Source organism: Mesorhizobium sp. M1334, from assembly GCF_040317995.1.
In the GTDB taxonomy this organism is placed as follows: Bacteria; Pseudomonadota; Alphaproteobacteria; order Rhizobiales; family Rhizobiaceae; genus Mesorhizobium.
On the sequence record NZ_JAMYLM010000007.1, the window covers coordinates 118,534 to 144,543 of the forward strand.

A 26,010-nucleotide genomic window follows, 5' to 3' on the forward strand; every position below is an offset into this window, starting at 1 on the left:
GGAGCGGCTCTGAACCGCAGCACTCAGGACGTTCCACCCAGGCGCGGTGGCGTGGGCACGGCATCGTCAATGGTGATCGTACGCGCCTCCGAGGGCAGCATGATCGGAATGCCGTCCCGCACCGGATAGGCAAGCTTTGCCACCCGCGAGATAAGCTCGCCGCGCTCCGGATCCCAGGCAAGCGGTCCCTTGGTCAGCGGGCAGGCCAAGAGTTCCAGCAGCTTGGGGTCGACCGTCCTGTTCCCGTCACGTCCATCCGCCATTCGATCCATCCTTTCCACAAGGCGACCGCTTCAGGTCTTTGCGCGCGGCCTCCCCTTTCTCCCTTGTGGGAGAAGGAGGGCCAACCTACTGCAAACTCGAACCGAAATCCTCATTGTCGCGCGCCAGCGCCATTTCGGTGATGGCGATCAGGGTCTCGGCGCGTGTCTTCAGATCGGCCGCTTCGAGCAGCGCCTGTTTCTCGGCCGGCCCGTAGGGTGCCATCATCGACAGTGCGTTGACCAGCATGGCGTTTTCGGCGCGGCTGACGCTCTCCCAGTCGGCCTCCAGATCGTTGGCCTGCAGATAGGCGCGAAACGCCTTGAGCAGCGCCGGCCGGTCGATCTCGGCGTCTGCCTGCTCCTCGTCGAGATCGGCGAGAAAAGGTGCCAGCCGGCACTGGCGGAACGGCGTCTTGACCGTGAGTTCCTGGACAATGCGGAACCGGCACACTCCCTGCAGCGAAATCAGGTAACGGCCGTCGCCGCTCTCGGACAGCGCAATGATGCGCCCGGCACAGCCGACATTGCAGAGCTCCGGCTCGCCGTCTGGACGCAGCGCACCGTCGAGGCTGGGCTGGATCATGCCGATCAGCCGCGGCCCGGCGATCGCTTCGTCGACCATCTGCAGATAGCGCGGCTCGAAGATGTTGAGGGGCATGCGGCCTCCCGGCAGCAGCAATGCGCCCTCGAGCGGAAAGATCGGCATGGTCGACGGTAAGTCCGCAGCGAGCCGGTAATGCGCGTTTCCCGCCTGCACCTCAATCCTCCGATCGCTTTGTCAGGAAGCGCACCAAATCCGTCTCCTCCCGGCCGGCACAAGGCGCAACACCGGAAACCTGAAATCGAACGCCGTCCGAAAACCTAATCTGGCGCAGCTGCCGCCCACCGCAAGCCCGCGCGACAAAACAGTCTGCGCCGACTCAGGAAAACAGCAGCGACGACAATTTGCGCCGTGCCGACAGCGTTGCTTCGTCGGTCATGCCCCATGCCTCGAAGAGCTGCAGCAACTGGGTTCTGGCGCCGTCGTCGTTCCACGAGCGGTCGGCCTTGATGATCGCCAGCAGATTGTCGGCCGCCGCCATGCGATCACCCTTGGCGTTCTGGATCATGGCGAGCTCGAACCGTGCCTGGTGATCCCCGGGATTTTCGGCCAGACGCCGTTCCAGTTCCGCCGGATTGCCGAGCACTGCTGCTTGCGCGGCGAGCGCCATCTTGGCCCGCAGCGCGGCGAGCTGGGGCGCATCCTTCTTCGCTTCCGGCGCCCGCGCCAGCACCGCCTCGGCACCTTCGGTATCGCCAGCCTCGAACAGCAGATCGCCCAAGCCGGCGATCGCCTCGATCGTCTCCGGCGCCTGTTCCAGGATGGCATCATAAATGTCGGCAGCGGTCTGCACGTCACCGGCGTCGCGCGCCTCGGCAGCGGCGGCCAGTGCCTCGGCCACTTGCGGCGCGCCACCGTTCTTGCCGCCGACCTTCTGAATGAATTGCGTGATCTGGCTCTCGGGAATGGCGCCCATGAAGCCGTCGACCGGCTGGCCGTCCTTGAAGGCAATGACCGCCGGTATCGACTGGATGCCGAGCTGGCCGGCGATCGATGGATGGTCGTCGATATTCATCTTGACCAGCTTGACCTTGCCACCGGCGGCTTTCACCGCCTTCTCCAGCAGCGGCGTCAATTGCTTGCAGGGGCCGCACCACGGCGCCCAGAAATCGACCAGCACCGGCTGGCGACGCGATTCCTGGATGACGTCTGCAGCAAATCCAGCGGTCGTTGTGTCCTTGATGACGTCGGCCGGCGCCTCCGCAAGCGCGACCTTCTCACGCGCGGCATCGGTGCCGCCATATTGCACGGTGGTGGCATACTGGCCGCCATTGCTGCCAAATGGGCCGCCAAAGGGGTTGCTATCGCTCATCTCTCGTCGCCTTTCGGTCGCGCCGCCGGCCAAGGGACGGGCGCAACATCCTTCTTTAGAACCCGGTTTCAGTCACCCCGGTCTTAGTCACCCATGTGGCGATCATGCCGAGACTTTCAAGATAACAGCATCATGTCCGGTTGCCTCGACGAATTTGACCAGGTCCGCGGCAGCGATGGAAGTCGTCGCTTCATTGGTCAGCGGGTGGGCATTGACCACCGCATGGCTCATCAGCTTCTCGTCCAAAACGACCTTGACCCTTCGCTCGGTGTCGTTGATCAGCCCGAACACCGTGACCGCGCCCGGGACGACGCCGAGAAGCTCCATCAGCATCTCCGGCCGGCCGAAAGACACGCGCCCCGCAGCGCCGATCAGATGGTGGATCTGCTTGAGATCGACCACCGCCTCCTCGTCGACGCTGACCAGGAAGAAATTGTCCTTCTTGTCCTTGAGGAACAGGTTCTTGGTGTGGCCGCCGGCAATCTCACCGCGCAGCGCCTGCGAATCGGCGACCGTGAACAGCGGCGGATGCCGCCGCGTCGATACCTCGATCCCGAGTCCGGCAAGAAAGGCGAAAAGTTCGGCTTCGGTCTTCGGCATCGGTCTTTCTTCTGGTGGCCCGCTTTCAACGGCTTGTTTGGCTAACGCCGTTTACGGCCATGATGCGGCCAAGACAAGTCCGTCGCGCAACGCGGGGGGTGATTGCCTTGCGACGTCCGGAGGAGCGCTTCTCCGCATTGCCGGCGAAGCAAAAAAGCCTGCGAATTCCCTGTTGCAATCGCCGCGCTCTTCAGCCATATAGGCGCGGCTTGCGGCCCAAAAGCCGCGCGAGCGGGTGTAGCTCAGGGGTAGAGCACAACCTTGCCAAGGTTGGGGTCGAGCGTTCGAATCGCTTCACCCGCTCCATTTCTCTCAAGGGAAATCAAGCATCGAAAAGCCGCGGTCCGCCGCGGCTTTTTCGTTTTTGCGCGCCAGCAGGGCGCAGCGCGCCGAATCGGCTGGCCGCGCGCGCAAGTTCATTTGCCACGAGATTCATCCGCAGACCGCTCAGGTGCTTTTGAGCGTTCCGTTCATTCCGTTCGGGTAGAAGCCGCCCTTGCTGACGCCTTTCTGGTCGGTCAGATAGACGATCCGAAGCACTTCTTGCGGCGTCCTCGTGAAGGCGATTGCATCCGGGGTCGATGGAACGATATTGGCTTTGCCGTCCACTCGGATGCCCTGGTCCTTGTCTTCCGGTCCATCGATCTTGTCGCGGGCGTCGGAAACCGCATTGGCGGCCTTCCAGGCATCCTCGCCCATTCGGTAAAGCGACGATCGCGCCATCCCCATGTGGTAGGCCTCAACGGCCAGAATGCCAGCGGCGGCGGCCTGGAAATCCTTGTTCTTCAGAAGGGGCGCGGCGCCGGCATAGGCAGTGACGCCGACATCCTCGAACAGCATGCCGCCGAGCACGAAGTTCATCTGGTTGCCGAAAGGATCGAAGTCCGCTCCGAGCCCCGCCGCCTTGGCAACCGCCGCAAAGCCCGCATCGAAATCGATTGCCGGCCGGTCGACGGCATCGCTTCCAAGTGTCTTGCGATAGAACCTGACATGGGCAAGTTCGTTTTCGGCGACCTCACGCATGAACTCGCCGATTGCAGGCGTGTCAAAGCGAACCTGTTTGCCGCCAGCCACAGCGCCGGCCTTCGGGCCGGCATCCGAGTCATCGATCCCTTTTCCGGTTGTGCCGCGCAGGTAATATTCGGCTTCCATATATTCGAGATTGAGGGCGAACCGGAAAATGTCTTCGTCTTTGACCTCATCCTGCGCATAGGCGCGGGAAACCGGGGCAAGCCCGGTGGCCGAAGCGAGCGTCGCTCCCAGGCCAAACTGCAATGCGCGGCGGCGTGAAACACGAAATGCAGGCGTGACGCGGATCATGGCTTCCTCCCAAAAGCCCGCCGGCATCAAACATTTTGGCACCTCAAAAGCGGGCCTGCGCTCCCAACTTCACGAACTGTGGAATGTTCCTCAATCGCCTTAAATGATCTCGCCGGATGGCGAGCACCGAGGTTTCCTCGATTGTAACCTCATGTCAGCCGACGCACATGCGCTGTAGCGGCGCTGGATCTGACGGCAGCAAAATCCAGCCGTTGCGGTCGTCCGAAGTACGCTGTCGATAAAATTCAGGACTTTTGCGTGCCGGTTTCGGACCAAGGTCCATCTTGCAGAATACTGTATTTGAACAAAGCTAGGTAACAGCCGGCTTTCACATTGGAAGTCCTGACGTTTTTCATTTGGAACCCATCCTGGCGGGAGGGCGATTCGAAGGAGGAACTATGAAAACGCGCACCTGTCTATTCGCGACTGTAGCCGCTCTCACCCTTGTCGCATCTCCGGTACTCGCTGCTCCCGGCGGCAATGGCAATGGCAACGGCAATGGCGGCAGCAACGGCAATGGCGGAAACTCGGCCGGGGCCGGCTCGCAGGGACACGGAGCCGCCACTTCCGCCGCGGCCAGGGACAAGTCGACGCACGGAGTTGCTCACGCAGCGGCGGTCGTTGCGACGACACCGGCCTCGCCACAGGCCACGTTGGCCTTGCAGGCAGCGCTGGCAAGGCAGACCGCGGATGACGCGGCAGACACTGCCGACGACACTTCCGACGAAACCGAATAAAGCTTTCGAAGCAGCCGCTTGTTGTGTTGAAAAGCCGCGGTTCGCCGCGGCTTTTTCGTTTCCCGACGACGAACTCTCAAGGTGAACAGCGCTTCCAGAAAAAAGCTGCTCCACGGCGGCACTGAAGCTACGCTAAGGCCAAACGCCGCCGCATCGGCGTCGGTTTCGATTGCATTCGAGGAGATCCCATGACCGGCTTTGTCGACCGCGAGCGCGCGACTGACCTGATGCAGCGCGCCGGCATCGAGGCGCTGGTGCTTTGCGAGCCCGAGGCGTTCCAATATGCCACCGGTGCCTGGATCGGCCCGGCAGGCCTGTTCCGGCGGGCCGGCGCCGGTTTCGTCGTTATTCCCAAGCGAGGCAACCTGCCGATCGGCGTCGTGGTGGCGGATTTCCAGGCTGCCCAGCTCCCGGCGGCGATGGCCGGCGCCATGGTACGCACGCATCCGATCTGGATCGAATCGGCGTCGCTCGAGCCGGCGACGGCCGACCGGCCTGTTGCGCAGCGCATCGAGGCCGGCCTGGTTGGCCGCGCCCCCGGTTTTTCACGTCCGGCGACCTTCGAGCTTGCCCGCTCCGTCCGCGAGCTGAAGACGATCCTCGCAGAATTCGGGCTGGAGCGTGCGACGCTCGGCATCGAGCTGGATTTCGTCTCGGCCAGCGATTTTTCCGCGATGCAGGCGATGTTGCCGGGCACTGCCCTGGTCAACGGTTCGCCGATCCTCGACCGGCTGCGGGCGATCAAGTCGCAGAGCGAGATCGACCTGTTGCAGCAGGGCATCGTCCTGTCGGAGGCCGGCCTGTCGCGGCTGCAGCAGCATGCAGCGGCCGGCATGCGTCAGTCTGAGCTGGTCGCGCTTTACCGGCAAGGCGTCGCGGATGTAGCCGCCGGGTCGTCGCAGCAAATCTCGACGGCGGAATACGTCACGCTGGGCGCTCGCCCAAAAGGCGCCGACGCGGTCGCCGCCGCCGGCGATCCGCTGAAGGCCGACATGGTGTGCAGCGTGAACGGCTATGCCTCGGATATGTCGCGGAATTTCACCTTCGGGCCGCCGTCGCCCGAACAGGCCGAATTGCATGCGATAGCCGAACGCGCCTTCGCCGACGGGCTTGCCGCGCTTATGCCCGGAAAGCCGTTGGCCGCCGTGCATCGCGCCGCCAGTGACAGCCTGGCGCGCCAGGGCCTGCGTTCCTATCGCCGCGGCCATTTCGGCCACGGCGTCGGCCATTCCGTGTTTTCCGAGCAATGGCCGTTCATCCCGGCCGACTGCGATGTCGCGATCGAACCCGGCATGGTGCTGGCATTCGAGATTCCGCTCTACATCGACAGTCTCGCCAGCTTCAATCTCGAGGACCAGTTCCTGATCACCGCCAACGGGCCGTCGCCGATGAACCGCCTGCCGAGACGTCTGGGGGTTATCGGCTGAATCCAGCCGGCGCCCTTATCTGGCGCCGGCCACGCCCCTGCGGAAATCCGACGGCGACATGCCGGAAAGCTTGCGGAACGACTTGTTGAACGCGCTGAGCGAGCCGAAGCCCGATTCCATGGCGACGCGCAGCACATTGGCATCCTGATGCATCAGCAGCGCCTGCGCGTAGCTGAGGCGCAGCAGATTCACATATTCATTGAGCGTCATGCCGGTCGATTTCTTGAAGATGCTCATGGCGTATTTGGGATGGATGTCGGCCGCCGCGGCGATGTCGACGCAATCGATCTCGTAGAGGAAATTCTCGGCGATGAAGTCGCACATGCGCCCGACATTGCGCAGCGATTGCTGATCGAACGGGCTGCCTAGCTCCTGTTCGACCGGCGTTTCCGGCACCAGCCGGTAGGGCTCGAACCGCACCCGCTCAAGCCGCAGCAAAAGCTCGTTGACGGCATGCTCCGCCTTGACCGGGTCGCCGGAGCGGGCATAGCGGTTCCAGCGCTCGAAATTGTGGTCGTCCGACCGGTCTGTGGCGTCGGTCACCAGCGTCGCGCCGGTCATCAGCCTGTTGCGGACGTCGACGGGCAAATGCAGCCGGAAGAAATGAACCAGCGGCAGATGCGCGCCGGCGTAGATGGCATCGTCGGAGGCTTCGTCCATCTGGTGCGGCAGGCCGCCCCAGAACAGGCACATGTCGCCCGCAGAAAGCGAAAGCCCGTGCCCGTCCATGCGGTAATGCACGGCGCCACGCACGATGAAATTCACCTCGACCTGGGCATGCCAATGTGGCTTGAGCATCACCAGGGGCTGGGTGTGGAACATTTGCAGCAGCAGCGGCAGGCCCTCCACGCTGCTGGCGCCAGGCTGGTAAAACGGCCTTTCCGGCATCTTACTTTCCGCTCATTTCTTATTCCCTTTGTCGCGGACAAGGCTTTCCCGAAGCCTAGTCTAGCCACGCTCGCAAACAGAGAGCAACTGAAATGGGAGGATTTCAATGCGCTTAAAATTGACCTGCGCCGCGCTCGCGCTTGCCCTGGGCTCCAGCCCAGCCTTTGCGCAGTCCGGTGAAATCACGATCTGGAGCTGGAACATCGCCGCTTCGTCGCTGAAGGCCACCATAGCGGGCTTCAACAAGCAGTATCCCGACATCAAGGTCACGGTCGAGGACCTCGGCAACCAGCCGACCTACGACAAATCGATCGCCGGCTGTGCCGCCGGCGGCGAGGGCCTGCCGGATATCGTGACGATCGAGAACGGCGAGGCGGAAAACTACTGGAGCCAGTTCCCGGATTGCTTCGTCGACCTGCACACGCTCGGCTACACCGCAGAAGACCAGGCAAAATTCCCCGACTTCAAACGTACCGAGCTCGAGGTTGACGACAAGGCCTATGCGATGCCCTGGGATTCCGGTCCAGTAGCGATGTTCTACCGCCGCGACTTCTATGAGAAGGCCGGCGTCGACCCGTCTTCGATCAAGACCTGGGACGATTTCATCGCCGCCGCCAAGAAGATCCAGGCCGCCAATCCTGGCGTGACGATGACCAACGCCGATTTCAACGGCGATTCCGAATTCTTCCGCATGATCTCCAACGAGCAGGGCTGCGCCTATTTCTCCGCCGATGGTCAATCGATCACCGTCAATCAGCCCAAATGCGTCGATGCCATGACCAAGATCAAGGAGATGAAGGACGCCGGCATCATTTCCTCTGCCGACTGGAGCACCAAGATCACTAACAACACCGCCGGCAAGGTCGCCAGCCAGATGTATGGCGGCTGGTATGAAGGCACCATACGCACGGAATCGCCCGATGGCGCAGGCAAATGGGGCGTCTATCTGATGCCGAGCCTGACCGCCGACGGTCCGCGCGCCGCCAATCTCGGCGGCTCCTCGCTCGCCATCACTTCGGTGTCGAAGAACAAGGAAGCCGCCTATGCCTATCTGAAATACACGCTAGGGACGAATGAGGGCCAGATCACCATGCTGAAAGGCTTCGGCCTGGTGCCGTCGCTGATCTCGGCGCTCAACGACCCTTATGTCTCCGAAGGCCTGCCCTATTGGGGTGGCCAAGCCGTGTGGAAGGACATCCTCGGCACCTTGCCCAAGGTCGTCCCCAGCCGCGGCACTCCGTTCCAGAGCGACGCCGAAATCATCATCCGCGCGGTGCAGACCAAATATCTGGCCGGCGGCTATCCCGACGCCAAGGCAGCGCTCGACGATGCCGCAAGCCAGATCGCCGCGGCGACCGGCCTGCCGGTCAAGTCGTGATCTGATACGGGATGGCTCCAGACTTCGTGATCTATTTCGAACGCTGGCGCTGCCCCTCACCCTTACCCTCTCCCCGTGAAGAACGGGGAGAGGGGAATCCCCCAGCATTGCGGCCAGGCAGGCGGATGAGGGGCGGCGCCGGCCTTCGAACAAGCCACCGTTTGCGGCGGCGCATCACCTGAACATCAACACCGCGCGCCCCAGCAGGCGAAAGCAGAAAGGAGGAAAACGAATGCGCTACCAGAACGCCACGGCTTATCGCTTCCTCGCGCCCTATCTGCTGATCTTCTCGATTTTCTGGCTGTGGCCGATCATCGATTCCTTCCTGATCTCGTTCCAGGCGACGCGCACCGTGCCGTGGCGGTTCGCGCCGACCTTCAACTGGGGCCGGCTGATCGGCGATCCCGCCTTCTTCAATGCCTTGAAGAACACATTGCTGATCCTCGTCATCCAGGTGCCGGTGATGATTTCCCTGGCGATTGTGATGGCGGTGCTTTTGAATTCGCCGCTGCTCAAGGCGCGTGGCCTGTTCCGCTTTGCCTTCTTCGCGCCGGTCGTGGTCGGCGAAGTCGCCTATTCGGCGGTTTTCCGGCTGATGTTCAATCTCGACTACGGCATCATCAACAAATTGCTGAACAGCATCGGCCTGCCCAGTGTCGACTGGTTTACCAACGTCACCCCGGCGATGGCGGTGATCATGATGGCGGTGACCTGGCGCTGGGCCGGCTACAACGCCATCATCCTGCTCGCCGGCCTGCAGTCCATCCCCGAGGATGTCTACGAGGCGGCAACCCTGGACCGGGTCAGCAAGGTCAACCAGTTCTTTTACATCACGCTGCCGCTGCTCAAGCCGATCATCGTGTTCTGCGCCGTGCTGTCGATCATCGGCACCATGCAGCTGTTCACCGAGCCCTTCCTGATCACCGAGCGCGGCGGGCCGGGCGGCGGCACCGAAACGCTCGGGCTGCTGCTTTACCGCCAGGGCTTCCGGTCGCTCAATTTCGGCTACGCTTCGGCCGTCGCCTACACCATGGCCGGGCTGGCGATTGCCATTTCGCTGGTGCAGATATGGCTGACGAGGGAACCGAAATGAACTCGCGCTCCCCAATCAGCCATTCCCGGGTCAGCCGTTCCCAGGCCAGATTGGGCCGCAGCATCGCGCTGCATCTGTTCCTGACGCCGCTGGCGCTGGTCTGGCTGTTCCCGCTGTGGATGATGGTGGTCTTTTCCACGATGCCCGACAATGGCATCTTCAGCCCCGACATCGAGCTTTTGCCGCACGGCAATTTCCTCGACAATGTCAGCAATCTGCAGCGCGGCACCAATTTCATCGGCGCCATCGGCATCTCCGTCTCGGTGGCGGTGACCTATACCTTCCTGTCGGTGATGCTCACCTCGATGGCCGGCTGGGCGCTGGCGCGTTACAACTTCTTCGGCAAGGGCATGGTCGTAGCCATCATCTTCGGCACCATCACGCTGCCCTATGCGGTCGTGCTGATCCCGCAATTCATCATGGTGGCGCGCGACTTCAAGCTCGCCAACACCTGGGTGGCGCTGATCGTGCCGCCGCTGTTCAACTCGCTGGGCGTGCTGTTCATGCGGCAGAGTTTTTCGATGATGCCGCACGAGCTGTTCGACGCGGCCAAGGTCGAGGGCGTCAAGGAATGGCGGATATTCCTGTTCGTCGCATTGCCTCTGGCCCGGCCGATGCTGGCGGCGCTCGCCATCATTCTCTTCCTTGCTTCCTGGAACAACTATCTGTGGCCGCTGCTGATCAATTCCAAGCCGGGCGCAATGACCGCACCGGTGGCGCTCGGCACGCTGATCGGTCTCACCAAGGTGTCCTGGGGCGGCATCATGGCGGGCGCGGTGATGCTGACGGCGCCAATCCTCGTCGTGTTCGTGCTTCTGCAGCGCCATTTCGTCGCCGGCATCGCCGCCGGCGCCATCAAGTAAGGATCAGCATGGCTGCAGTCACACTCAAAAACGTCATCAAGCGCTTCGGCGTCTTCGAAATCGTCCACGGCGCCAATATCGATATCGATGACGGCGAATTCGTCGTCTTCGTCGGCCCTTCCGGCTGCGGCAAGTCCACGCTGCTCCGGATGATCGCCGGGCTCGAGGACATCAGCGACGGCGAGATCGCCATTGGCGGCAAGGTGGTGAACGACGTCGAGGCAGCCGATCGCGGCATCGCCATGGTGTTCCAGTCGTACGCGCTCTATCCGCACATGACGGTCGAGCAGAATCTGAGCTTCGGCCTGAGAATGACCGGCAATCCCAAGGCAGATACCGAGCGGCGGGTGAAGCGGGCTTCCGAAATCCTGCGCATCGCCGAGCTGATGAAGCGGCGGCCGCGGCAATTGTCGGGCGGCCAGCGCCAGCGCGTCGCTATCGGCCGCGCCATCGTGCGCGAGCCGCAAGTGTTCCTGTTCGACGAACCGCTCAGCAATCTCGACGCCGAGCTCAGGGTGCAGATGCGCGTCGAGATATCGCGCCTTCACAAGGAGCTTGGCGTTACCATGGTCTATGTGACGCACGACCAGACCGAGGCGATGACGCTGGCCGACAGGATCGTCGTGCTCAACGCCGGCAATATCGAGCAGATCGGCGCGCCGCTCGATCTCTACGACGACCCCGCCAACCGCTTCGTTGCCGGTTTCGTCGGCTCCCCGAAAATGAACTTTCTGGCGGCGAAAATGGTCGGGGCCGACAACGGCGCTGCGGTCGTCGAACTGGTCAATCATCGCGGCGCGCGACTGCGCAAGCCGCTTTCGGATGCTCTGCCTGCGACAGGCGGCGATGTCGTGCTTGGCGTGCGGCCGGAGCATTTCTTCGACGCCGGCCAGGGCGATTGCGACCTTACCCTCAAGGCCGACGTCGCCGAGCACTTGGGATCGGTGAGCTATGTCTATGCCAATTCCGGGACCGGGGGCGGGCGCGAGGAACTGATCATCGAGCGCGAGGCCTCGCGGCATCGCGCGAACGGCGACGACCTGGTGGTGTCGATCAAGGCCGACCGCTCGCTTCTCTTCGACGCCACCGGCGCACGCATTCGCTAACCCATCTTTCTTTTGTCCGATCGCGATTGGTCGCGGCCACCCCACGGAGATTTGACATGACGTCCAAGCCAGAAAAAATTCGCTGGGGCATTCTCGGGCCCGGCAACATCGCCAAGGCGTTTGCCGGCGGCGTCGCCCATTCGCGCACCGGCACATTGGTCGCCTTAGGGGCGCGCAATCCCGGCAAGGCCGGACTCACTGAGGCCTTCCCCGGCGCCCGTATCCTCGATGGCTACGAGGCTTTGCTTAGCGCTCCGGACGTCGACGCGATTTATATTTCAACGCCGCATCCGAGCCATGCCGAATGGGCGATCAAGGCAGCCGAGGCCGGAAAACATGTGCTTTGCGAAAAGCCGCTTGGCCTGACCGCCTTCGAGGCCGACGCCATGATCCATGCCGCGCGCAAGACCGGCACCTTTCTCGGCGAAGCCTTCATGTACCGGCTGCATCCGCAGACGGCCAGGCTGGTCGAGCTGATCAGGGCCGGCGCGATCGGCGACATCAAGATGATCAAATCCAGTTTCGGCTTCGCCATGCCGGGCTTCATGCCGGAGCACCGGCTTTACGCCAAGGATCTCGCCGGCGGCGGCATTCTCGATGTCGGCGGCTATCCCGTCTCGATGGCGCGGCTGATTGCCGGCGCCGCGGCGGGAAAGCCCTTTGCCGAGCCGGACAAAGTGGTCGGCGCTGCGCATCTCGGCCAATCCGGCGTCGACGAATGGGCGTCGGCGCTGTTGCATTTTCCGGGCGGCATCGTCGCGGAAGTCTCCTGCAGCATTTCGCTCGCGCAGGACAACGTATTGCGTATTCTCGGCAGCAAGGGCCGTATCGAGGTGGCGGATTTCTGGTATGCCGGCGGCCAGCAAGGCGGCACCGGCGAAATCCGCATCATCCGTCCGGGTGACACCGAGGTGGTCGAGGTCAAGGAGGACGGCTGGCTTTACGCATTCGAGGTGGACGCCGCCGGCGAGGCCATTCTCGGCGGGAAGCAGGAGTTCGCCTGGCCGGGCATGAGCTGGGCCGACAGTCTCGGCAATCTGCGCGTGCTCGATAGATGGCGGGCCGCCATCGGGCTCGAATATGACATCGAGAAACCGGCAAAGCGCGTCAACACGATCTCCGGGCGGAAGCTGCGCTCCGGCGGGACCGCCATCCCCAAGCGCGGCATTCCGGGCCTGCCGCGGCCGGCCTCGTGCCTGGCGCTCGGCTTCGAGGATTTCCGCACCTTTTCGTCGGGCGCCATCCTGCTCGACGCCTATTTTGAGGCGGGCGGCAATCTGTTCGACACCGCCTTCGTCTACGGTTCCGGCTATACCGAGACGCTGCTCGGCCAGTGGCTGAAGAACCGCGGCGTGCGCGAGCAATCGGTGGTCATCGGCAAGGGTGCGCACTCGCCGCTCTGCTATCCCGACGTCATCGGCAAGCAGCTCACCCAGTCGCTCGAGCGGCTGCAGACCGACCATATCGACGTCTATTTCATGCATCGCGACAACCCGGACGTGCCGGTCGACGAGTTCGTCGATGCGATGGATCGCGAGGTCAAGGCCGGCCGCATTCGCGGTCCGTTCGGCGGCTCGAACTGGACGATGGAACGCATGGACGAGGCGATTGCCTATGCCGAGCGCACCGGCAAGCAGAAGCCCGGCGCGCTTTCCAACAATTTCTCGCTGGCCGAGATGCTGGAGCCGATCTGGGCGGGCTGCGTCACGTCCTCCAGTGACGCATGGAAGGCCTGGCTCACCGCCCGGCAAATGCCGAACTTCGCCTGGTCGAGCCAGGGCCGCGGCTTCTTCACCGACCGCGCCGGCCGCGACAGGCGCGACAATGAGGAACTGGTCCGGGTCTGGTACTCGGAGAGGAACTTCGGCCGCCGCGACCGCGCCATCGAGCTCGCCAAACGGCTGGGCAAAAGCCCGATCCACGTCGCGCTCGCCTATGTCCTGGCGCAGCCCTTTCCGTCCGTCCCGCTGATCGGGCCGCGCACGCTCGACGAGTTGGAAGACAGCCTCCAGGCGCTCGACATCTCACTTTCGCCGGACGATCTTGCATGGCTGGATAGCGGTTCGGATCAGGCCCGCGCGCGCGCCTGATAGCGGGGTCTTGCGCTGCGCCCCTAATTTCCGGACTGTTTGCGCTGCCCCTCACCTACCCTCTCCCCGCTCTTCGGGAGAGAGGATAAGGTTAAAGGGCAGCGCCGAAGTCGCAGGAGATAGGGAAGACAGATGCTCGACATATCACCGTCGAAACAGGCGGCCACCTGGCTCGGTTCTTTTGCGCGAGCGCTCGAGGCGGGCGACGTCGCGGCCGCAATCAACCTGTTCGTCGAGGACTGTTACTGGCGCGACCTGCTGACCTTCACCTGGAACATCAAGACCATGGAAGGCCGCGCGGCTATCCGCGACATGCTGGAAGCCACGCTGGCAATGACAAGGCCTGCTCGGTGGCAGCTCAGCAGCGAAGCGACTTCGGACGAAGGCGTTATCGAAGCCTGGTTCTCTTTCGAGACGTCATCAGCGTGGGGCCAAGGCATCATACGCCTCAGGGACGGCAAATGCCGGACACTGTTTACGGCGATGAGCGATCTCAAGGGGTTTGAGGAGCGCAAGGGCCCGGCGCGGCCTCTGGGCGTCCGCCACAAGGCCGATCCGGAGCGCGAGACCTGGCTGGAGGCGAGGGCGCGCGAGACGCGTGAACTCGGCGCCGGCCAGCAGCCTTATTGCCTGGTCATCGGTGGCGGCCAGGGCGGCATCATGCTGGGCGCACGGCTCCGGCAACTCGGCGTGCCGGCCATTATCATCGAGAAGAATGCGCAGGCCGGCGATTCCTGGCGCAATCGCTATCGCTCGCTCGTGCTGCACGACCCGGTCTGGTACGACCATCTGCCCTACATCCCGTTTCCCGAGAACTGGCCGGTGTTCACGGCCAAGGACAAGATGGGCGACTGGCTGGAAATGTACACGCGCGTCATGGAGCTCAACTACTGGACCTCCACAAGATGCATCAGCGCGTCCTACGACGACACCGAAAAGGTCTGGACGGTCGAGGTCGACCGCGCCGGCCAGCGCATCACGTTAAAGCCGAGGCACATCGTCTTTGCGACCGGTGCTTATGGCCCGCCTAGGCAGATCGACCTGCCGGGCGCCGAGGCCTTCCAGGGCGAGATCCTGCACTCCAGCCAATATTCCAGCGGCGAGAAATTCCGCGGCAAAAAGGTCGCCGTCATCGGCGCCGCAAGTTCCGGCCATGACGTCAGCGTCGATCTATGGGAGAGCGGCGCCGAGGTGACGATGGTCCAGCGCTCGCCGACGACGGTGGTCAAGTCGGACACGCTGATGGAGATCGGTTTCGAGATCTTTTCGGAAAAGGCGCTGGCTCGCGGCATCACCACTGAGAAGGCCGACATGATCGTCGCCTCGACGCCGTTCGCGCTGCTGCCGCAAGGCCAGCGGGCGCTTTACGACATCATCAAGGCGCGCGACGCGGCCTTCTACGACCGCTTGCGCGGCGCCGGCTTCGCCATCGATTTTGGCGACGACGAGACCGGACTTTTGATGAAGGCCTACCGCACCGGCTCGGGCTTCTACATCGACGTCGGCGCCTGCGATCTGATCATCGACGGCGAGATCGGCATCCGCAGCGGCGTCGGGATCAAGTCGCTGACGCCGACAGGCATCCTCTTCGACGACGGCACCGAACTGGCGGCAGACGCAATCATCGCCTGCACCGGCTATCTCTCGATGAACGAAACGGTGGCGGCGATCGTCTCCCGTGAAGTCGCCGACAAGGTCGGGCCGTGCTGGGGGATTGGCTCGGGCGTGAAAGGCGACCCGGGTCCATGGCAAGGCGAATTGCGCAACATGTGGAAGCCGACCGCGCAGGAAGCGCTGTGGTTCCACGGCGGCAATCTGGCGCTGTCGCGCTTTTATTCGAAGTTCGTGGCGCTGCAGATCAAGGCGAGGATGGAAGGCATTGCGACGCCGGTTTATGGGACGCCGCGGTGAAGCTGTGATCTCCCCCCTTGAGGGGGAGATCACCCACGCCCGAAATGCCGGGCGGCAACCTCGACATGCGTGTCGTGCGCATGCGCTTCGAAGCGCTCGGTTTCGCCGAGATCGTCCAGCGCCTCGTTCGGCCACCACGTGCCGCCGACCACGATGCCGTCCGAGACCAGCCTTTGCTCGGCGACCAGCGAGGCGCCGACCGAATCGACAAAGGTGAAGCGGCCCGGACGCAGCCGCAGCACCGCGATGTCGCCGACCGCACCAACCGCAAGCCTGCCCAAATCGGGCCTGGCGATCGCTTCGGCCGGCCGCTGTGTCGCGGCGCGCAGCACCTCGACCAGCGGCATGCCGAGAACCAGCAGCTTCGACATGCACACCAGGACGTCGAAGGCCGGCCCGTCGACGCAATAGAGATGCACGTCGCTGCTGATCACGTCCGGCGCCAGTCCCTCGCTCAGCATCGCCTTGGCCACCTCGAAATCGAACGAGCCCATGCCGTGGCCGATATCGAAGATGACGCCGCGCTCGCGCGCCAGCCGCATGTCCGGCCGCACCGCGCCCGAAGCGAAGACCGGTGCGTTGGGAAACGGCCGGAAGCAGTGGGTGAGGATATCGCCTGTGCGCAGCCGCGGCAGCACTTCCGAGCGACCCGGCGGCGGCTCGTCTATATGCGCCATCAGCGGCAGGCCGGCCTTGTCGGCGGCTTCCAGCCCGAGATCGACCGGCGCGATGCCGCTGCTGCCGCCGGCGTGGCGTCCCGAGCGGACCTTGACGCCGACGATCACGTCTGCGTGCTCATGCGCCGCCGCCACCGTTTCGCGCGGTTCGCAGAGCCTGAGGTCGCTGCATTCGCCGACCGCGACGGTCTGCGAGAAGCCGAAAATGCCGGCAAAGGAAATGTTGACGTATGCCAGGATACGGATCTTCGAGCGCTCGATGACGTGACGGCGAAAGCCGAGGAAATTGCCGGCGCCGGCGCTTCCGGCATCGACGAAGGTGGTGGTGCCGCTCTTTGCGGCGAGCCGGTCGGCATCGACGCCGAGCGACGTGCCGCCCCAATAGACATGGCTGTGCAGGTCGATCAGGCCGGGCGCGACGATCGAGCCCGTGGCGTCGATGACGCGGGCTGCACGTTCGAAGGGGATTTCGGCGTCGATGGCGGCGATACGGCCGTCGATAATCGCCAGATCGCGTTGTGCGTCGAGGCCCGACGCCGGATCGATGAGGCGGCCGCCCTTTATCAGGAGATCGAATTGCATTGCGCCTGTCTCCGCTTTTCCGTCAGGCCGGCCTGTAGGCGACGGCTTCGACCTCGATCTTGATGTCGATCATAAGCCGTGACTCCACCGTCGTGCGTGCCGGCGGATCTTTCGGGAAATGCCGGGCATAGACGGTATTGAAGATGCCGAAATCGCGCGCGTCCTCGAGCCAGACCGTCGTCTTGACCACGTCGTCGAGCGTGCAGCCGGCCAGCGCCAGTGCCGCCTTGACGTTCGACAGCACCTGTTCGGTCTGCTCGGCGATGCCGCCCTTGACCACCAGCCCGTCGCTGCCGACCGGCACCTGGCCTGAGACATAGACGAAATCGCCGGCCCTGACCGCCGGCGACAACGGCACATGGGATTTTCCGAAACACTGCTTGGGCAAGGAGGCCTCCTGTCTAGGTTCTTTGGGTGAACGCGCGATGCTGCGAGAGATTGGGCGCGGCTGCACGCCATAGATCCACATTTTGGCCATCGATCCACATTTTGAAAGCCTATATCGCTTTGCTGCGGTAACGCCAGAACGATCACCGCCCTTGGTGATCCTTCGCGCCAGCATCTGGACCCGCGACGCCAGCCGGCTCAGCGGTCGATCCGCGTCGACAGGATGATCGACGACGACGTTCGCTCGACCCCGTCCATGGCGCCGATCTGGTCGAGGAGCGTGTCGAGATCCCTGATCGACGGCGCTTCGACGACAACGATCATGTCGAAATTGCCGCTGACCGAGTGCAGGGTTCGAACCGGTGCCAGCGCCTGCAGGCTGCGCACCACCTTGTCGGCGAGCTTGGGGGTGACGGTAAGCAGGACATGCGCCCTGACCAGCCCCTGTTCGTAGTCGGGCGAAAGCCTGACACCGTAGCCGGTGATGATGCCGCGCTGTTCCAGCCGCTCGATCCGGCTCTGCACCGTGGTCCGCGACACGCCCAGCCGTCGCGCCAGTTCGGCGGTCGAGGCGCGTGCATTGATGCGCAGCAGGGAAAGCAGAGCCTGGTCGGCATCGCTGAGCATTTCGACGAACCTTGCCGGCACATTGCACAAAGAGAGACTGCGTTTCGTACAGTCTCACGCTTCCTTTCGACAGGCAAGCTGCGATTCTAGCCATCAATCCAATGTTGGTGCGAGGACCGGTCATGAAGGAAATCATCGTCGTCGGCGCCGGCAAGATCGGCTCGACCATTGCCGAGATGCTGGCTTCCACGGGCAACTACCATGTCACGCTCGTCGACCGCTCGGCGACGCAGCTCGGCGCGGCCGAACTGCCTGAAACGGTCGAGACGCTGGAACTCGACATCGAAGCCGCCGGCACCCTCGAAGCGGCCTTGGCCGGCAAGTTCGCGGTGCTCAGCGCCGCGCCCTTCCATCTGACCACGCGTATCGCGGAGGCGGCGGCCAGTGCCGGCGTGCACTATCTCGATCTGACCGAGGACGTCGTCAGCACCAGGCGCGTCAAGGAACTGGCGCGCTCCGGCAACAGCGCCTTCATTCCGCAATGCGGCCTGGCGCCCGGCTTCATCTCGATCGTTGCCAACGACCTCGCCAGCCGCTTCGACACGCTGGAGAGCGTGCGCATGCGGGTTGGCGCGCTGCCGCAGTACCCGTCGAACGCGCTGAACTACAATCTGACCTGGAGCACCGACGGCGTCATCAACGAATATTGCGAGCCTTGCGAGGCGATCGTCGAAGGCGAGCTGATCGAGGTGCCGCCACTCGAGGAGCGCGAGGAGTTCTCGCTCGACGGCGTCACCTATGAGGCGTTCAACACCTCGGGCGGGCTGGGCACGCTGGCCGAAACGCTGAAAGGCAGGGTGCGCACGCTGAATTACCGCACCATCCGTTATCCCGGCCATGCCGCGATCATGAAGGCGCTGCTCAACGACCTCGGCCTGCGCCACCGCCGCGACGTGCTGAAGGACATTTTTGAAAGCGCCCTGCCGGCAACGCTACAGGACGTGGTTATCGTCTTCGTCACCGTCAGCGGCCGCAAGAACGGCCGTCTGCTGCAGGAGACCTATGCCAACAAGATCTACGCCAGGCGCGACGGCGAAAAGGTGCGCAGCGCCATCCAGATCACCACCGCATCGGCGATCTGCGCCGTGCTCGACATGCTCGCCGACGGCACCTTGCCGGCAAGAGGTTTCATCAAGCAGGAGGACATCGCGCTCGACGCTTTTCTGGCCAACCGCTTCGGCCGCGCCTATGCGCAGCACGAGATGGTTAGCCGGCTTGCGGGGTGAGCTGCGTAATCTCCCCCCTCGAGGGGGAGACGTCGCCGAAGGCGACAGAGGGGGTCGCCTCGCGAAGAGCGCCAACCTCCATCTGTCGCAAGGGCGGTCGCATCCAGTCGAACCGACCCCCTCTGGCCTGCCGGCCATCTCCCCCTCAAGGGGGGAGAGCGCGAGCCCTCAAACATGCACCGCCCGCCCCAGCGCCTTCAGCGCCGCTTCCTGAAAACCCTCGCCCTGTGTTGGATGGGCATGGATCGTCCCGGCGATATCCTCCAGCGTCGCGCCCATCTCCAGCGCCAGCCCAAACGCAGTGGACAGCTCCGACACGCCCTGGCCGACCGCCTGGATGCCCAGCACCAGATGGTTGTCGGCGCGGGCAACGACCCGAACGAATCCGTCCTCGCCCAACCTCGTCATTGCCCGGCCATTGGCGGTGAAGGGAAACAGTCCGACCTTGATCTCGCCACGCGTCTTGGCCTCTTCCGGCGACAGGCCCGCGGTGACCAGCTCCGGGTCGGTGAAGCAGACAGCCGGTATCGCTCGTCTGTCCCAGCTGCGCCTGTGGCCGGCGACGATGTCGGCGACCATTTCGCCTTGCGCCATCGCCCGGTGCGCCAGCATCGGCTCGCCGGTGACGTCGCCAATGGCAAAGATACCGCGCATCGAGCTGCGGCACCGGTCGTCGATGCGGATAAAGGGTCCAGCCATGTCGAGGTCGATCTGCTCCAACCCCCAGCCTTCGGTCACCGGCTTGCGACCGACCGTGACCAGGACCTTGTCGGCAGCGATCTTGCCGTTCTTGCCGCCATTCGTCTCGACCAGCAGCGCGTCGCGCTTGGTGGACAGCCCCTTGGCCTTGGCGTTCACGAGCACCTCGATGCCGAGCTCGGCCAGCCGCTTCACCACCGGCCTGGTCAGTTCCGCATCATATTGCGCCAGCACGCGCGGCAACGCCTCGACCACGGTCACCTTGGCCCCCAGCTTGGCAAAGGCGATGCCGAGTTCCAGCCCGATATAGCCGCCGCCGACCACCGCCATTCTCTCCGGCACTTCGCTCAGCGCCAGCGCCTCGGTCGACGAAATGACCGGGCCGCCGAACGGCAGCGATAGCAACTCGACCGGCGCCGAGCCGGTCGCAATCACCACCGTTTCGGCGCGGATCACCTGCATGCCGATCTCGGTGTCGACGGCAACGGTCTTACCGTCGCGAAATGTCGCCCAGCCATGCACCGTCTTCACGCCAGCTTTCTTCAGCAGGCCGGCAACACCGTTGTTCAGCCGGCTAACGATGCCATCTTTCCAGGCCATAGTGCCGGCGAGATCAAGGGATGGTGCGGCGATTGCAATGCCGAGCGGGTTCTTGCCGCTGGCCATGTGCGAGAGCTTCTGGAACTCTTCGGCCGCATGAATCAGCGCCTTGGACGGGATGCAGCCGACATTGAGACAGGTGCCGCCCGGTCTGCCGAACTCGACGATAACCGTATCGATGCCGAGCTGCCCGGCACGGATAGCGCAGACATAGCCGCCCGGACCGGCGCCGATGACCAGCAGCTTGCAGGAGATTTCCTTCATGTCAGCTGCATCCTTTCTGGGATGGCCGCGGCACGGCTCCCCCTTCTCCCCTTGTGGGAGAAGGTGTCGCCGAAGGCGACGGATGAGGGGTGTTCCAGCGGAGCGAGACGTTGGCATTCCCTGGAACACCCCTCATCCGTCTCGGCGCTATCGCGCCGATCCACCTTCTCCCACAAGGGGAGAAGAGGGAGCCCGCATTCCAACGCCGGCACCTTCCGACGATTCTCCCCATACTTCGCGATCAATCGCATCCCCTAATCCACAAAAATCAACGCCGGCGTCTCCAGCAGCGTCTTGATGCGCTGGATAAACACCGCAGCGTCCCAGCCGTCGACGACGCGATGGTCGAAGCTGGAGGACAGGTTCATCATCTTGCGCGGGATGAACTGGCTGCCGTCCCATACCGGCCGCACCATCATCTTGTTGACGCCGACGATCGCCACTTCCGGGTGATTGATCACCGGCGTCGTCGCCATGCCACCCATGGCGCCGAGCGAGGTGATGGTGATGGTCGAGCCCGAAAGCTCGTCGCGCGTCGCCGTGCCCGACCTGGCCGCCTCGGCGAGCCTGTTGACCTCGACGGCGCAGTCCCAGATGTCGCGCGCTTCGGCGTGCTTGACCACCGGCACCATCAGCCCCGCAGGCGTCTGCGCGGCAATGCCGATATGGACGCCGCCATGCTGGTGGACGATGCCGGCTTCGTCGTCGAACAGCGCATTGAGGTTCGGCTGGTCGGCAATGGCCTTGACCATCGCCCGCATCAGGAACGGCAGCAGCGTCAGCTTCGGCCTGTCCGCGCCCGGCCGCTTCTCCTTGTTGAGCGCGGCGCGCAAATCCTCGAGTGCGGTGACGTCGATCTCCTCGACATAGGTGATGTGCGGGATGCGCGACTTGGCCAGCGTCATCTTCTCGGCGATCTTTCGCCTGAGCCCGACTATCTTGATGTCCTCGACCGCCTCGTTGCGGGCGAGGCCAGGGGCCTTCGCCAGCTGTGGCCCCCGCGCCAGGAAGGCGTCGATGTCCTCATGCCGGATGCGACCGGCCGGGCCGGTTCCCGAAACCTGCCGAAGGTCGATGCCGGCCTCTTTCGCCCTGAGGCGGACGGCCGGCGAGGCCAGTGGTTTTTCGCCTTCTAGACGCGGCGCGCTGTTGACCTTGGACCTGGCGCCGTCATCCTCGGGCTTGTCCCGAGGATCTACCGACCTCTCGGAACTGATCGCGTCATATCCGTGTGGGACGCCAGATCCTCGGGACAAGCCCGAGGATGACGGCGCCAATTTGGGTAATGACGGCTCCAAGCCCGAGGACGGGCGAGCCCGCGCATCGTCAGGGGTACCCTCCGCCGTAACGTCTGCAAGCGTCGCGCCAACCCTGACGTTCCCCTCACCGGCCACTTTCAACCTGACGATTGGCGAGCCGATCGCCACAGTGTCGCCGATCTCCGCACCCAGCCAGAGGATCTCGCCATCGACGGGCGAAGGAATTTCGACCGTCGCCTTGTCGGTCATGACCGCGGCAAGCACGGCGTCCTCGCGCACGAGATCGCCGACCTTGACCTGCCATTCGACCAGCTCGGCCTCGGCGACGCCTTCGCCGACATCGGGCAGCTTGATGACATATTCGCCCATCGTCTTCCCCCTCAGGCTTCCATCGTTTCGACGAGCGCGCGGCCTAGCCGGGCGGGACCGGGAAAATAGTCCCACTCCTGCGCATGCGGATAGGGCGTGTCCCAGCCGGTGACCCGCGCCACCGGCGCTTCCAGATGGTAGAAGCAGTTCTCCTGAACCAGCGCCGAAAGTTCGGCGCCGAAGCCGGATGTCAGCGTCGCCTCATGCACGACCACGCAGCGCCCGGTCTTGTTGACCGAGGCGACGATCGTCTCGAGATCCAGCGGCAGCAGCGTCCTCAGATCGATGATCTCGGCATCAATGCCGGTCTCCTCGGCCGCCGCCTGGGCAACATAGACCATCGTGCCATAGGCAAGCACGGTAACTGCCGCACCAGGCCGCCGGATCACCGCCTTGCCGAGCGGCACGGTGTAATGGCCATCGGCGACTTCGCCGAGCTCATGTTTCGACCATGGCGTTACCGGCCGCTCGTGATGACCGTCGAAGGGGCCGTTATACAGCCGCTTCGGCTCCAGGAAGATCACCGGGTCGGGATCCTCGATCGCTGCGATCAGCAGGCCCTTGGCGTCGTGCGGATTGGACGGAACCACGACTTTCAGGCCGGAGACATGGGTGAACAGCGCCTCCGGGCTCTGGCTGTGGGTCTGGCCTCCAAAGATGCCGCCGCCGGTCGGCATTCTCACGACGATCGGGCAGGTGAAATCGCCATTCGACCGGTAGCGCAGCCGCGCCGCTTCCGAGACGATCTGGTCATAGGCCGGATAAACATAGTCGGCAAACTGCACCTCGACGCAAGGCTTCAGCCCGTAGGCCGCCATGCCGATGGCCGCGCCGACAATCCCGGATTCGCTGATCGGCGCATCGAAGCAGCGGCTCTTGCCGTATTTCGCCTGCAGGCCTTGCGTGCAGCGGAAGACGCCGCCGAAGAAGCCGACATCCTCGCCGAACACGATGACGCGTTCGTCGCGCGCCATCGACACGTCCATGGCGTCGCGGATCGCCTCGATCATGGTCCGCCGCGGCATGGTCAGACCCCGGCCTGTTGGCGCTGGCGCCTGAGATGCGGCGGCATCTCGGCATAGACGCCCTCGAACATATCGCGCGCCGAAGGCTTGCCGCCGGCATGCAGCGTGCCGTGGCGCTCGGCCTCCCGCTGCGCTGAAATCACCGTGTCGAGGATTTCCGCCTCGGCCTGGGCGTGGCGTTCGTCAGACCAGACGCCGCGCTGGATGAGGTGGTTCTTCAGCCTGACGATCGGGTCGCCGAGCGGCCAGGCGTCGGACTCGGCCTTCGGCCTGTAGGCCGACGGGTCGTCGGAGCTCGAATGCGCGCCGACGCGGTAAGTGACGTATTCGACCAGCGTCGGGCCGAGATTGCTGCGCGCCCGTTCCGCCGCCCATTTGGCCACCGCATGGACGGCGAGATAGTCGTTGCCGTCGACGCGCAGTGACGGGATGCCGAAGCCGAGGCCACGGGCGGCAAAAGTACCGGAGCCGCCGCGGGCGATGCCCTGGAAGGTCGAAATCGCCCACTGGTTGTTGACGACGTTAAGCACGACCGGGGCCTTGTAGGTCGAGGCGAACACCAGCGCCGAATGGAAGTCGGACTCGGCGGTCGAGCCGTCGCCGATCCAGGCGGCGGCGATCTTTGAATCGTTGCTGATTGCCGAGGCCATCGCCCAGCCGACTGCCTGGATGTACTGCGTCGCCAGATTGCCGGAGATCGAGAAGAAGCCGTGCTCCTTCGACGAATACATGATCGGCAATTGCCGCCCTTTCAGCGGATCGGCTTCGTTCGAATAGATCTGGTTCATCATCGTGACCATCGGGTAGCCGTCGGCGATGAGCAGGCCGGCCTGCCGATAGGTCGGAAAATTCATGTCGCCCCGCGACAGCGCCTTGCGGAAGGCGCAGCTCACTGCCTCTTCGCCGAGATGCTGCATGTAGAAAGAGGTCTTGCCCTGGCGCTGCGCCATCTGCATGCGCGCATCGAAGCTGCGCAGCGTCATCATATGGCGCAGCCCCTCCAGCAACTCGTCGTCCGAAAGCAGCCCTGCCCACGGCCCGACCGCCTCGCCAGCGCGGTTGAGCACGCGGATGATCGAGAAGGCCAGATCGCGGATGTCGCGCGGGTCGACGTCGATCTTCGGGCGCGGCACCGAGCCAGCTTTTGGAATGCTCACATTGGAGAAATCCGGCGTCCCGCCCGGCCGCACTTCCGGTTCCGGAACATGGAAGCGCAACATTCCGGCATCGGCCATGATCTCGGTCCTCCACTGTTGCCCGGCCAGGATAGTTGCACACCGCCGGACCAGTGCCAATTCGTCGGGCGCGGCTTCGGGCCAACGACCGCGTCGGTCAGCACTCGTCAAGATGAAGATATGTCCGCGAAATTTCTTGTCGATCTTCCTCCGCCATGCGCAATTTGGCGAATGGTCCGGCCTGATCTGGCGCATGAGAAGGGATTCCTGCTGGCAAGATCCCTCTGTCGAGTTCCTTCGCGCCCCCCTCTGTCCGGCAGGATAGAGGGGGGCGCAGGCCCATAGGCGTCGCGATACAATCCCGCCAACCCTCCGTTCACCCTGCGCCCGCCTCATGCTAATCAGGGCCCATGGCACAGAAGAAAGCATACGAAGTCGATGCATGGCTCGCGAAGCCGGATCCGCGCGTCTCGATCGTGCTGCTTTACGGTCCCGATCGCGGGCTGGTTGCCGAGCGGGCAAAGGCCTTTGCCGGCAAGACCGGCCTGCCACTTGACGATCCGTTCTCAGTGGTCAGGCTGGACGGATCGGAAGTCGACCGCGACGAGGGCCGCCTGCTCGACGAGGCCCGCACCGTGCCGATGTTTTCGGAGCGGCGCCTGCTATGGGTGCGCAATGCCGGCGCCCAGAAGGCGCTTGCCGACGACGTCAAGGCGCTGACGTCGGAGCCCGCGCGGGACGCCATCATCCTTATCGAGGCCGGCGACCTGAAGAAGGGCGTCGGCCTGCGCGCCGTGGTGGAGGCGGCGGATAATGCCATGGCATTGCCTTGCTATGCCGATGAAGCCAGGGATATCGACACGGTCATCGACGACGAACTGCGCAAGGCCGGCATGTCGATGACGCTGGAGGCCCGGCAGGCGCTGCGCCGCAATCTCGGCGGCGACCGGCTGGCCTCGCGCGGCGAGATCGAAAAGCTTGTGCTTTATGCGCATGGCCAGGGCGAAATCGGCCTTGATGACGTCAAGGCGACTTCTGGCGACGTCTCAGGCCTCTCCTTCGATGCGGCGGTCGACGCTCTGCTCGAAGGCAGGATCGCCGACTTCGACACCGCCTTTACCCGCCATTGCCAGTCCGGCGGCCAGCCCTTCCTGGTGCTTTCATCGGCGATGCGGCAGCTGCAGACGATCCAGGCGATGCGCGGCCAGATGGACGCCGGCGGCCGCAATGCCGCTTCGGTCGTTGCCGCGGCGCGCCCGCCGGTTTTTTTCTCGCGGCGCAAGCTGGTGGAGAAAGCCCTCGAACGCTGGAGCAGCGAAGCGCTCGGCCGCGCACTCAACCGCCTGCAGACGGCGGTCCTGCAGACACGCCGGCGGCCGGATCTGTCGGTCGCGCTGGCACGCCAGGCCCTGCTCGGCATTGCCGTGGAGAGCGCAAGGCTGGCGCAGCTAGCCTGATCTCCCTCCTCGAGGAGATGTCGCCGAAGGCGACAGAGGGGGTCGGCGAGCGTAAAGCACCAGCGCCTTCCGCG

General features: G+C 64.0%; 23 protein-coding genes and 1 tRNA gene. 11 read left to right on the forward strand and 13 right to left on the reverse strand.

Features of this window, described 5'->3' with window-relative positions; translation table 11 throughout:
- Window positions 1-23: 23 nt before the first annotated feature.
- The 4 genes from NKH17_RS15535 to NKH17_RS15550 all read right to left on the reverse strand — a co-directional run bounded on the left by NKH17_RS15535 (window position 24) and on the right by NKH17_RS15550 (window position 2,776).
- A complete protein-coding gene (locus NKH17_RS15535; protein WP_352899116.1) occupies window positions 24-263 on the reverse strand; it encodes a Trm112 family protein in 240 nt (79 codons plus the stop codon).
- 85 nt (window positions 264-348) lie between these two features.
- Window positions 349-1,020, reverse strand: coding sequence for an LON peptidase substrate-binding domain-containing protein (locus tag NKH17_RS15540; RefSeq protein WP_023675985.1), 672 nt, complete (start codon window positions 1,018-1,020; stop codon window positions 349-351).
- A gap of 163 nt (window positions 1,021-1,183) precedes the next feature.
- The gene (gene trxA, locus NKH17_RS15545) at window positions 1,184-2,176 is read right to left on the reverse strand and encodes a thioredoxin (RefSeq protein WP_352479721.1); all 993 of its coding nucleotides are present in this window, start codon (window positions 2,174-2,176) and stop codon (window positions 1,184-1,186) included.
- A gap of 102 nt (window positions 2,177-2,278) precedes the next feature.
- On the reverse strand, window positions 2,279-2,776 hold the full coding sequence (locus NKH17_RS15550; protein ID WP_254817917.1) for a prolyl-tRNA synthetase associated domain-containing protein: 498 nt from the start codon (window positions 2,774-2,776) through the stop codon (window positions 2,279-2,281).
- A 231-nt stretch (window positions 2,777-3,007) separates the two neighbouring features.
- Between NKH17_RS15550 and NKH17_RS15555 the strand changes: the two genes are divergently transcribed.
- Window positions 3,008-3,082, forward strand: a tRNA-Gly gene (locus NKH17_RS15555).
- Window positions 3,083-3,223: 141 nt separating this feature from the next.
- Here NKH17_RS15555 and NKH17_RS15560 read toward each other — a convergent pair.
- A complete protein-coding gene (locus NKH17_RS15560; protein WP_352479722.1) occupies window positions 3,224-4,096 on the reverse strand; it encodes a ferritin-like domain-containing protein in 873 nt (290 codons plus the stop codon).
- Between the two features lie 398 nt (window positions 4,097-4,494).
- Here NKH17_RS15560 and NKH17_RS15565 point away from each other — a divergent pair, with 398 nt between their 5' ends.
- On the forward strand, window positions 4,495-4,833 hold the full coding sequence (locus NKH17_RS15565; protein WP_254817926.1) for a hypothetical protein: 339 nt from the start codon (window positions 4,495-4,497) through the stop codon (window positions 4,831-4,833).
- Between the two features lie 188 nt (window positions 4,834-5,021).
- Window positions 5,022-6,260, forward strand: coding sequence for a M24 family metallopeptidase (locus NKH17_RS15570; protein WP_352971328.1), 1,239 nt, complete (start codon window positions 5,022-5,024; stop codon window positions 6,258-6,260).
- 15 nt (window positions 6,261-6,275) lie between these two features.
- Here the strand turns inward: NKH17_RS15570 and NKH17_RS15575 are convergent, their stop codons facing one another.
- Window positions 6,276-7,148 (reverse strand): helix-turn-helix domain-containing protein, encoded by an 873-nt coding sequence (locus NKH17_RS15575; RefSeq protein ID WP_352507383.1) that lies wholly within the window; start codon window positions 7,146-7,148, stop codon window positions 6,276-6,278.
- Between the two features lie 106 nt (window positions 7,149-7,254).
- On the opposite strand from NKH17_RS15575, the gene NKH17_RS15580 reads away from it, so the two are divergent.
- The 6 genes from NKH17_RS15580 to NKH17_RS15605 all read left to right on the forward strand — a co-directional run bounded on the left by NKH17_RS15580 (window position 7,255) and on the right by NKH17_RS15605 (window position 15,589).
- On the forward strand, window positions 7,255-8,526 hold the full coding sequence (locus NKH17_RS15580) for an extracellular solute-binding protein (RefSeq protein ID WP_254817929.1): 1,272 nt from the start codon (window positions 7,255-7,257) through the stop codon (window positions 8,524-8,526).
- Between the two features lie 232 nt (window positions 8,527-8,758).
- Complete coding sequence (locus NKH17_RS15585; RefSeq protein ID WP_352507384.1) at window positions 8,759-9,619, forward strand: carbohydrate ABC transporter permease; 861 nt, start codon at window positions 8,759-8,761, stop codon at window positions 9,617-9,619.
- Window positions 9,616-10,482: a carbohydrate ABC transporter permease gene (locus NKH17_RS15590; protein ID WP_352899122.1), complete on the forward strand. Its 867-nt coding sequence runs from the start codon at window positions 9,616-9,618 to the stop codon at window positions 10,480-10,482. Before NKH17_RS15585 ends, NKH17_RS15590 begins: the two co-directional genes overlap by 4 nt.
- 8 nt (window positions 10,483-10,490) lie before the next feature.
- Window positions 10,491-11,588, forward strand: a complete 1,098-nt coding sequence (locus NKH17_RS15595) for an ABC transporter ATP-binding protein (protein ID WP_023675944.1) — start codon at window positions 10,491-10,493, stop codon at window positions 11,586-11,588.
- A 56-nt stretch (window positions 11,589-11,644) separates the two neighbouring features.
- Window positions 11,645-13,678 carry an aldo/keto reductase gene (locus tag NKH17_RS15600; protein ID WP_352899124.1) on the forward strand — a complete coding sequence of 678 codons (2,034 nt, stop codon included), beginning with the start codon at window positions 11,645-11,647 and terminating at the stop codon, window positions 13,676-13,678.
- 132 nt (window positions 13,679-13,810) lie between these two features.
- Window positions 13,811-15,589 carry an NAD(P)-binding domain-containing protein gene (locus tag NKH17_RS15605; protein ID WP_352479727.1) on the forward strand — a complete coding sequence of 593 codons (1,779 nt, stop codon included), beginning with the start codon at window positions 13,811-13,813 and terminating at the stop codon, window positions 15,587-15,589.
- Window positions 15,590-15,618: 29 nt separating this feature from the next.
- On the opposite strand, the gene NKH17_RS15610 is transcribed toward NKH17_RS15605, so the two are convergent.
- From NKH17_RS15610 to NKH17_RS15620, 3 genes are all read right to left on the reverse strand, one after another.
- Window positions 15,619-16,848 carry an amidohydrolase/deacetylase family metallohydrolase gene (locus NKH17_RS15610; protein ID WP_352899126.1) on the reverse strand — a complete coding sequence of 410 codons (1,230 nt, stop codon included), beginning with the start codon at window positions 16,846-16,848 and terminating at the stop codon, window positions 15,619-15,621.
- 22 nt (window positions 16,849-16,870) lie between these two features.
- Window positions 16,871-17,236, reverse strand: a complete 366-nt coding sequence (locus tag NKH17_RS15615; RefSeq protein ID WP_254817935.1) for a RidA family protein — start codon at window positions 17,234-17,236, stop codon at window positions 16,871-16,873.
- Between the two features lie 197 nt (window positions 17,237-17,433).
- Window positions 17,434-17,862 carry an Lrp/AsnC family transcriptional regulator gene (locus NKH17_RS15620; protein ID WP_254817936.1) on the reverse strand — a complete coding sequence of 143 codons (429 nt, stop codon included), beginning with the start codon at window positions 17,860-17,862 and terminating at the stop codon, window positions 17,434-17,436.
- Window positions 17,863-17,984: 122 nt separating this feature from the next.
- Between NKH17_RS15620 and NKH17_RS15625 the strand changes: the two genes are divergently transcribed.
- Window positions 17,985-19,088, forward strand: a complete 1,104-nt coding sequence (locus NKH17_RS15625) for a saccharopine dehydrogenase family protein (RefSeq protein WP_352479729.1) — start codon at window positions 17,985-17,987, stop codon at window positions 19,086-19,088.
- A gap of 168 nt (window positions 19,089-19,256) precedes the next feature.
- Here NKH17_RS15625 and lpdA read toward each other — a convergent pair whose 3' ends face one another.
- The 4 genes from lpdA to NKH17_RS15645 form a co-directional block, all read right to left on the reverse strand.
- On the reverse strand, window positions 19,257-20,651 hold the full coding sequence (gene lpdA / locus NKH17_RS15630; RefSeq protein ID WP_352971333.1) for a dihydrolipoyl dehydrogenase: 1,395 nt from the start codon (window positions 20,649-20,651) through the stop codon (window positions 19,257-19,259).
- A gap of 254 nt (window positions 20,652-20,905) precedes the next feature.
- Window positions 20,906-22,279: a dihydrolipoamide acetyltransferase family protein gene (locus NKH17_RS15635; RefSeq protein WP_352899129.1), complete on the reverse strand. Its 1,374-nt coding sequence runs from the start codon at window positions 22,277-22,279 to the stop codon at window positions 20,906-20,908.
- 11 nt (window positions 22,280-22,290) lie between these two features.
- On the reverse strand, window positions 22,291-23,304 hold the full coding sequence (locus NKH17_RS15640) for an alpha-ketoacid dehydrogenase subunit beta (protein WP_352566896.1): 1,014 nt from the start codon (window positions 23,302-23,304) through the stop codon (window positions 22,291-22,293).
- 2 nt (window positions 23,305-23,306) lie between these two features.
- Window positions 23,307-24,539: a 3-methyl-2-oxobutanoate dehydrogenase (2-methylpropanoyl-transferring) subunit alpha gene (locus NKH17_RS15645; RefSeq protein ID WP_254817940.1), complete on the reverse strand. Its 1,233-nt coding sequence runs from the start codon at window positions 24,537-24,539 to the stop codon at window positions 23,307-23,309.
- Window positions 24,540-24,889: 350 nt separating this feature from the next.
- Here NKH17_RS15645 and holA point away from each other — a divergent pair, with 350 nt between their 5' ends.
- Window positions 24,890-25,936, forward strand: coding sequence for a DNA polymerase III subunit delta (holA, locus tag NKH17_RS15650; protein ID WP_352899132.1), 1,047 nt, complete (start codon window positions 24,890-24,892; stop codon window positions 25,934-25,936).
- Window positions 25,937-26,010: the final 74 nt, after the last annotated feature.

Coding starts and splice junctions, on each gene's coding strand:
- lpdA (WP_352971333.1), bottom strand. CDS start 20,651: ATGAAGGAAATCTCCTGCAAGCTGCTGGTCATCGGCGCCGGTCCGGGC.
- NKH17_RS15610 (WP_352899126.1), bottom strand. CDS start 16,848: ATGCAATTCGATCTCCTGATAAAGGGCGGCCGCCTCATCGATCCGGCG.
- NKH17_RS15645 (WP_254817940.1), bottom strand. CDS start 24,539: ATGGCCGATGCCGGAATGTTGCGCTTCCATGTTCCGGAACCGGAAGTG.
- holA (WP_352899132.1), top strand. CDS start 24,890: ATGGCACAGAAGAAAGCATACGAAGTCGATGCATGGCTCGCGAAGCCG.
- NKH17_RS15570 (WP_352971328.1), top strand. CDS start 5,022: ATGACCGGCTTTGTCGACCGCGAGCGCGCGACTGACCTGATGCAGCGC.
- NKH17_RS15580 (WP_254817929.1), top strand. CDS start 7,255: ATGCGCTTAAAATTGACCTGCGCCGCGCTCGCGCTTGCCCTGGGCTCC.
- NKH17_RS15560 (WP_352479722.1), bottom strand. CDS start 4,096: ATGATCCGCGTCACGCCTGCATTTCGTGTTTCACGCCGCCGCGCATTG.
- NKH17_RS15595 (WP_023675944.1), top strand. CDS start 10,491: ATGGCTGCAGTCACACTCAAAAACGTCATCAAGCGCTTCGGCGTCTTC.
- NKH17_RS15625 (WP_352479729.1), top strand. CDS start 17,985: ATGAAGGAAATCATCGTCGTCGGCGCCGGCAAGATCGGCTCGACCATT.
- NKH17_RS15535 (WP_352899116.1), bottom strand. CDS start 263: ATGGCGGATGGACGTGACGGGAACAGGACGGTCGACCCCAAGCTGCTG.
- NKH17_RS15620 (WP_254817936.1), bottom strand. CDS start 17,862: ATGCTCAGCGATGCCGACCAGGCTCTGCTTTCCCTGCTGCGCATCAAT.
- NKH17_RS15635 (WP_352899129.1), bottom strand. CDS start 22,279: ATGGGCGAATATGTCATCAAGCTGCCCGATGTCGGCGAAGGCGTCGCC.
- NKH17_RS15585 (WP_352507384.1), top strand. CDS start 8,759: ATGCGCTACCAGAACGCCACGGCTTATCGCTTCCTCGCGCCCTATCTG.
- NKH17_RS15550 (WP_254817917.1), bottom strand. CDS start 2,776: ATGCCGAAGACCGAAGCCGAACTTTTCGCCTTTCTTGCCGGACTCGGG.
- NKH17_RS15575 (WP_352507383.1), bottom strand. CDS start 7,148: ATGCCGGAAAGGCCGTTTTACCAGCCTGGCGCCAGCAGCGTGGAGGGC.
- NKH17_RS15605 (WP_352479727.1), top strand. CDS start 13,811: ATGCTCGACATATCACCGTCGAAACAGGCGGCCACCTGGCTCGGTTCT.
- NKH17_RS15590 (WP_352899122.1), top strand. CDS start 9,616: ATGAACTCGCGCTCCCCAATCAGCCATTCCCGGGTCAGCCGTTCCCAG.
- trxA (WP_352479721.1), bottom strand. CDS start 2,176: ATGAGCGATAGCAACCCCTTTGGCGGCCCATTTGGCAGCAATGGCGGC.
- NKH17_RS15565 (WP_254817926.1), top strand. CDS start 4,495: ATGAAAACGCGCACCTGTCTATTCGCGACTGTAGCCGCTCTCACCCTT.
- NKH17_RS15600 (WP_352899124.1), top strand. CDS start 11,645: ATGACGTCCAAGCCAGAAAAAATTCGCTGGGGCATTCTCGGGCCCGGC.
- NKH17_RS15640 (WP_352566896.1), bottom strand. CDS start 23,304: ATGCCGCGGCGGACCATGATCGAGGCGATCCGCGACGCCATGGACGTG.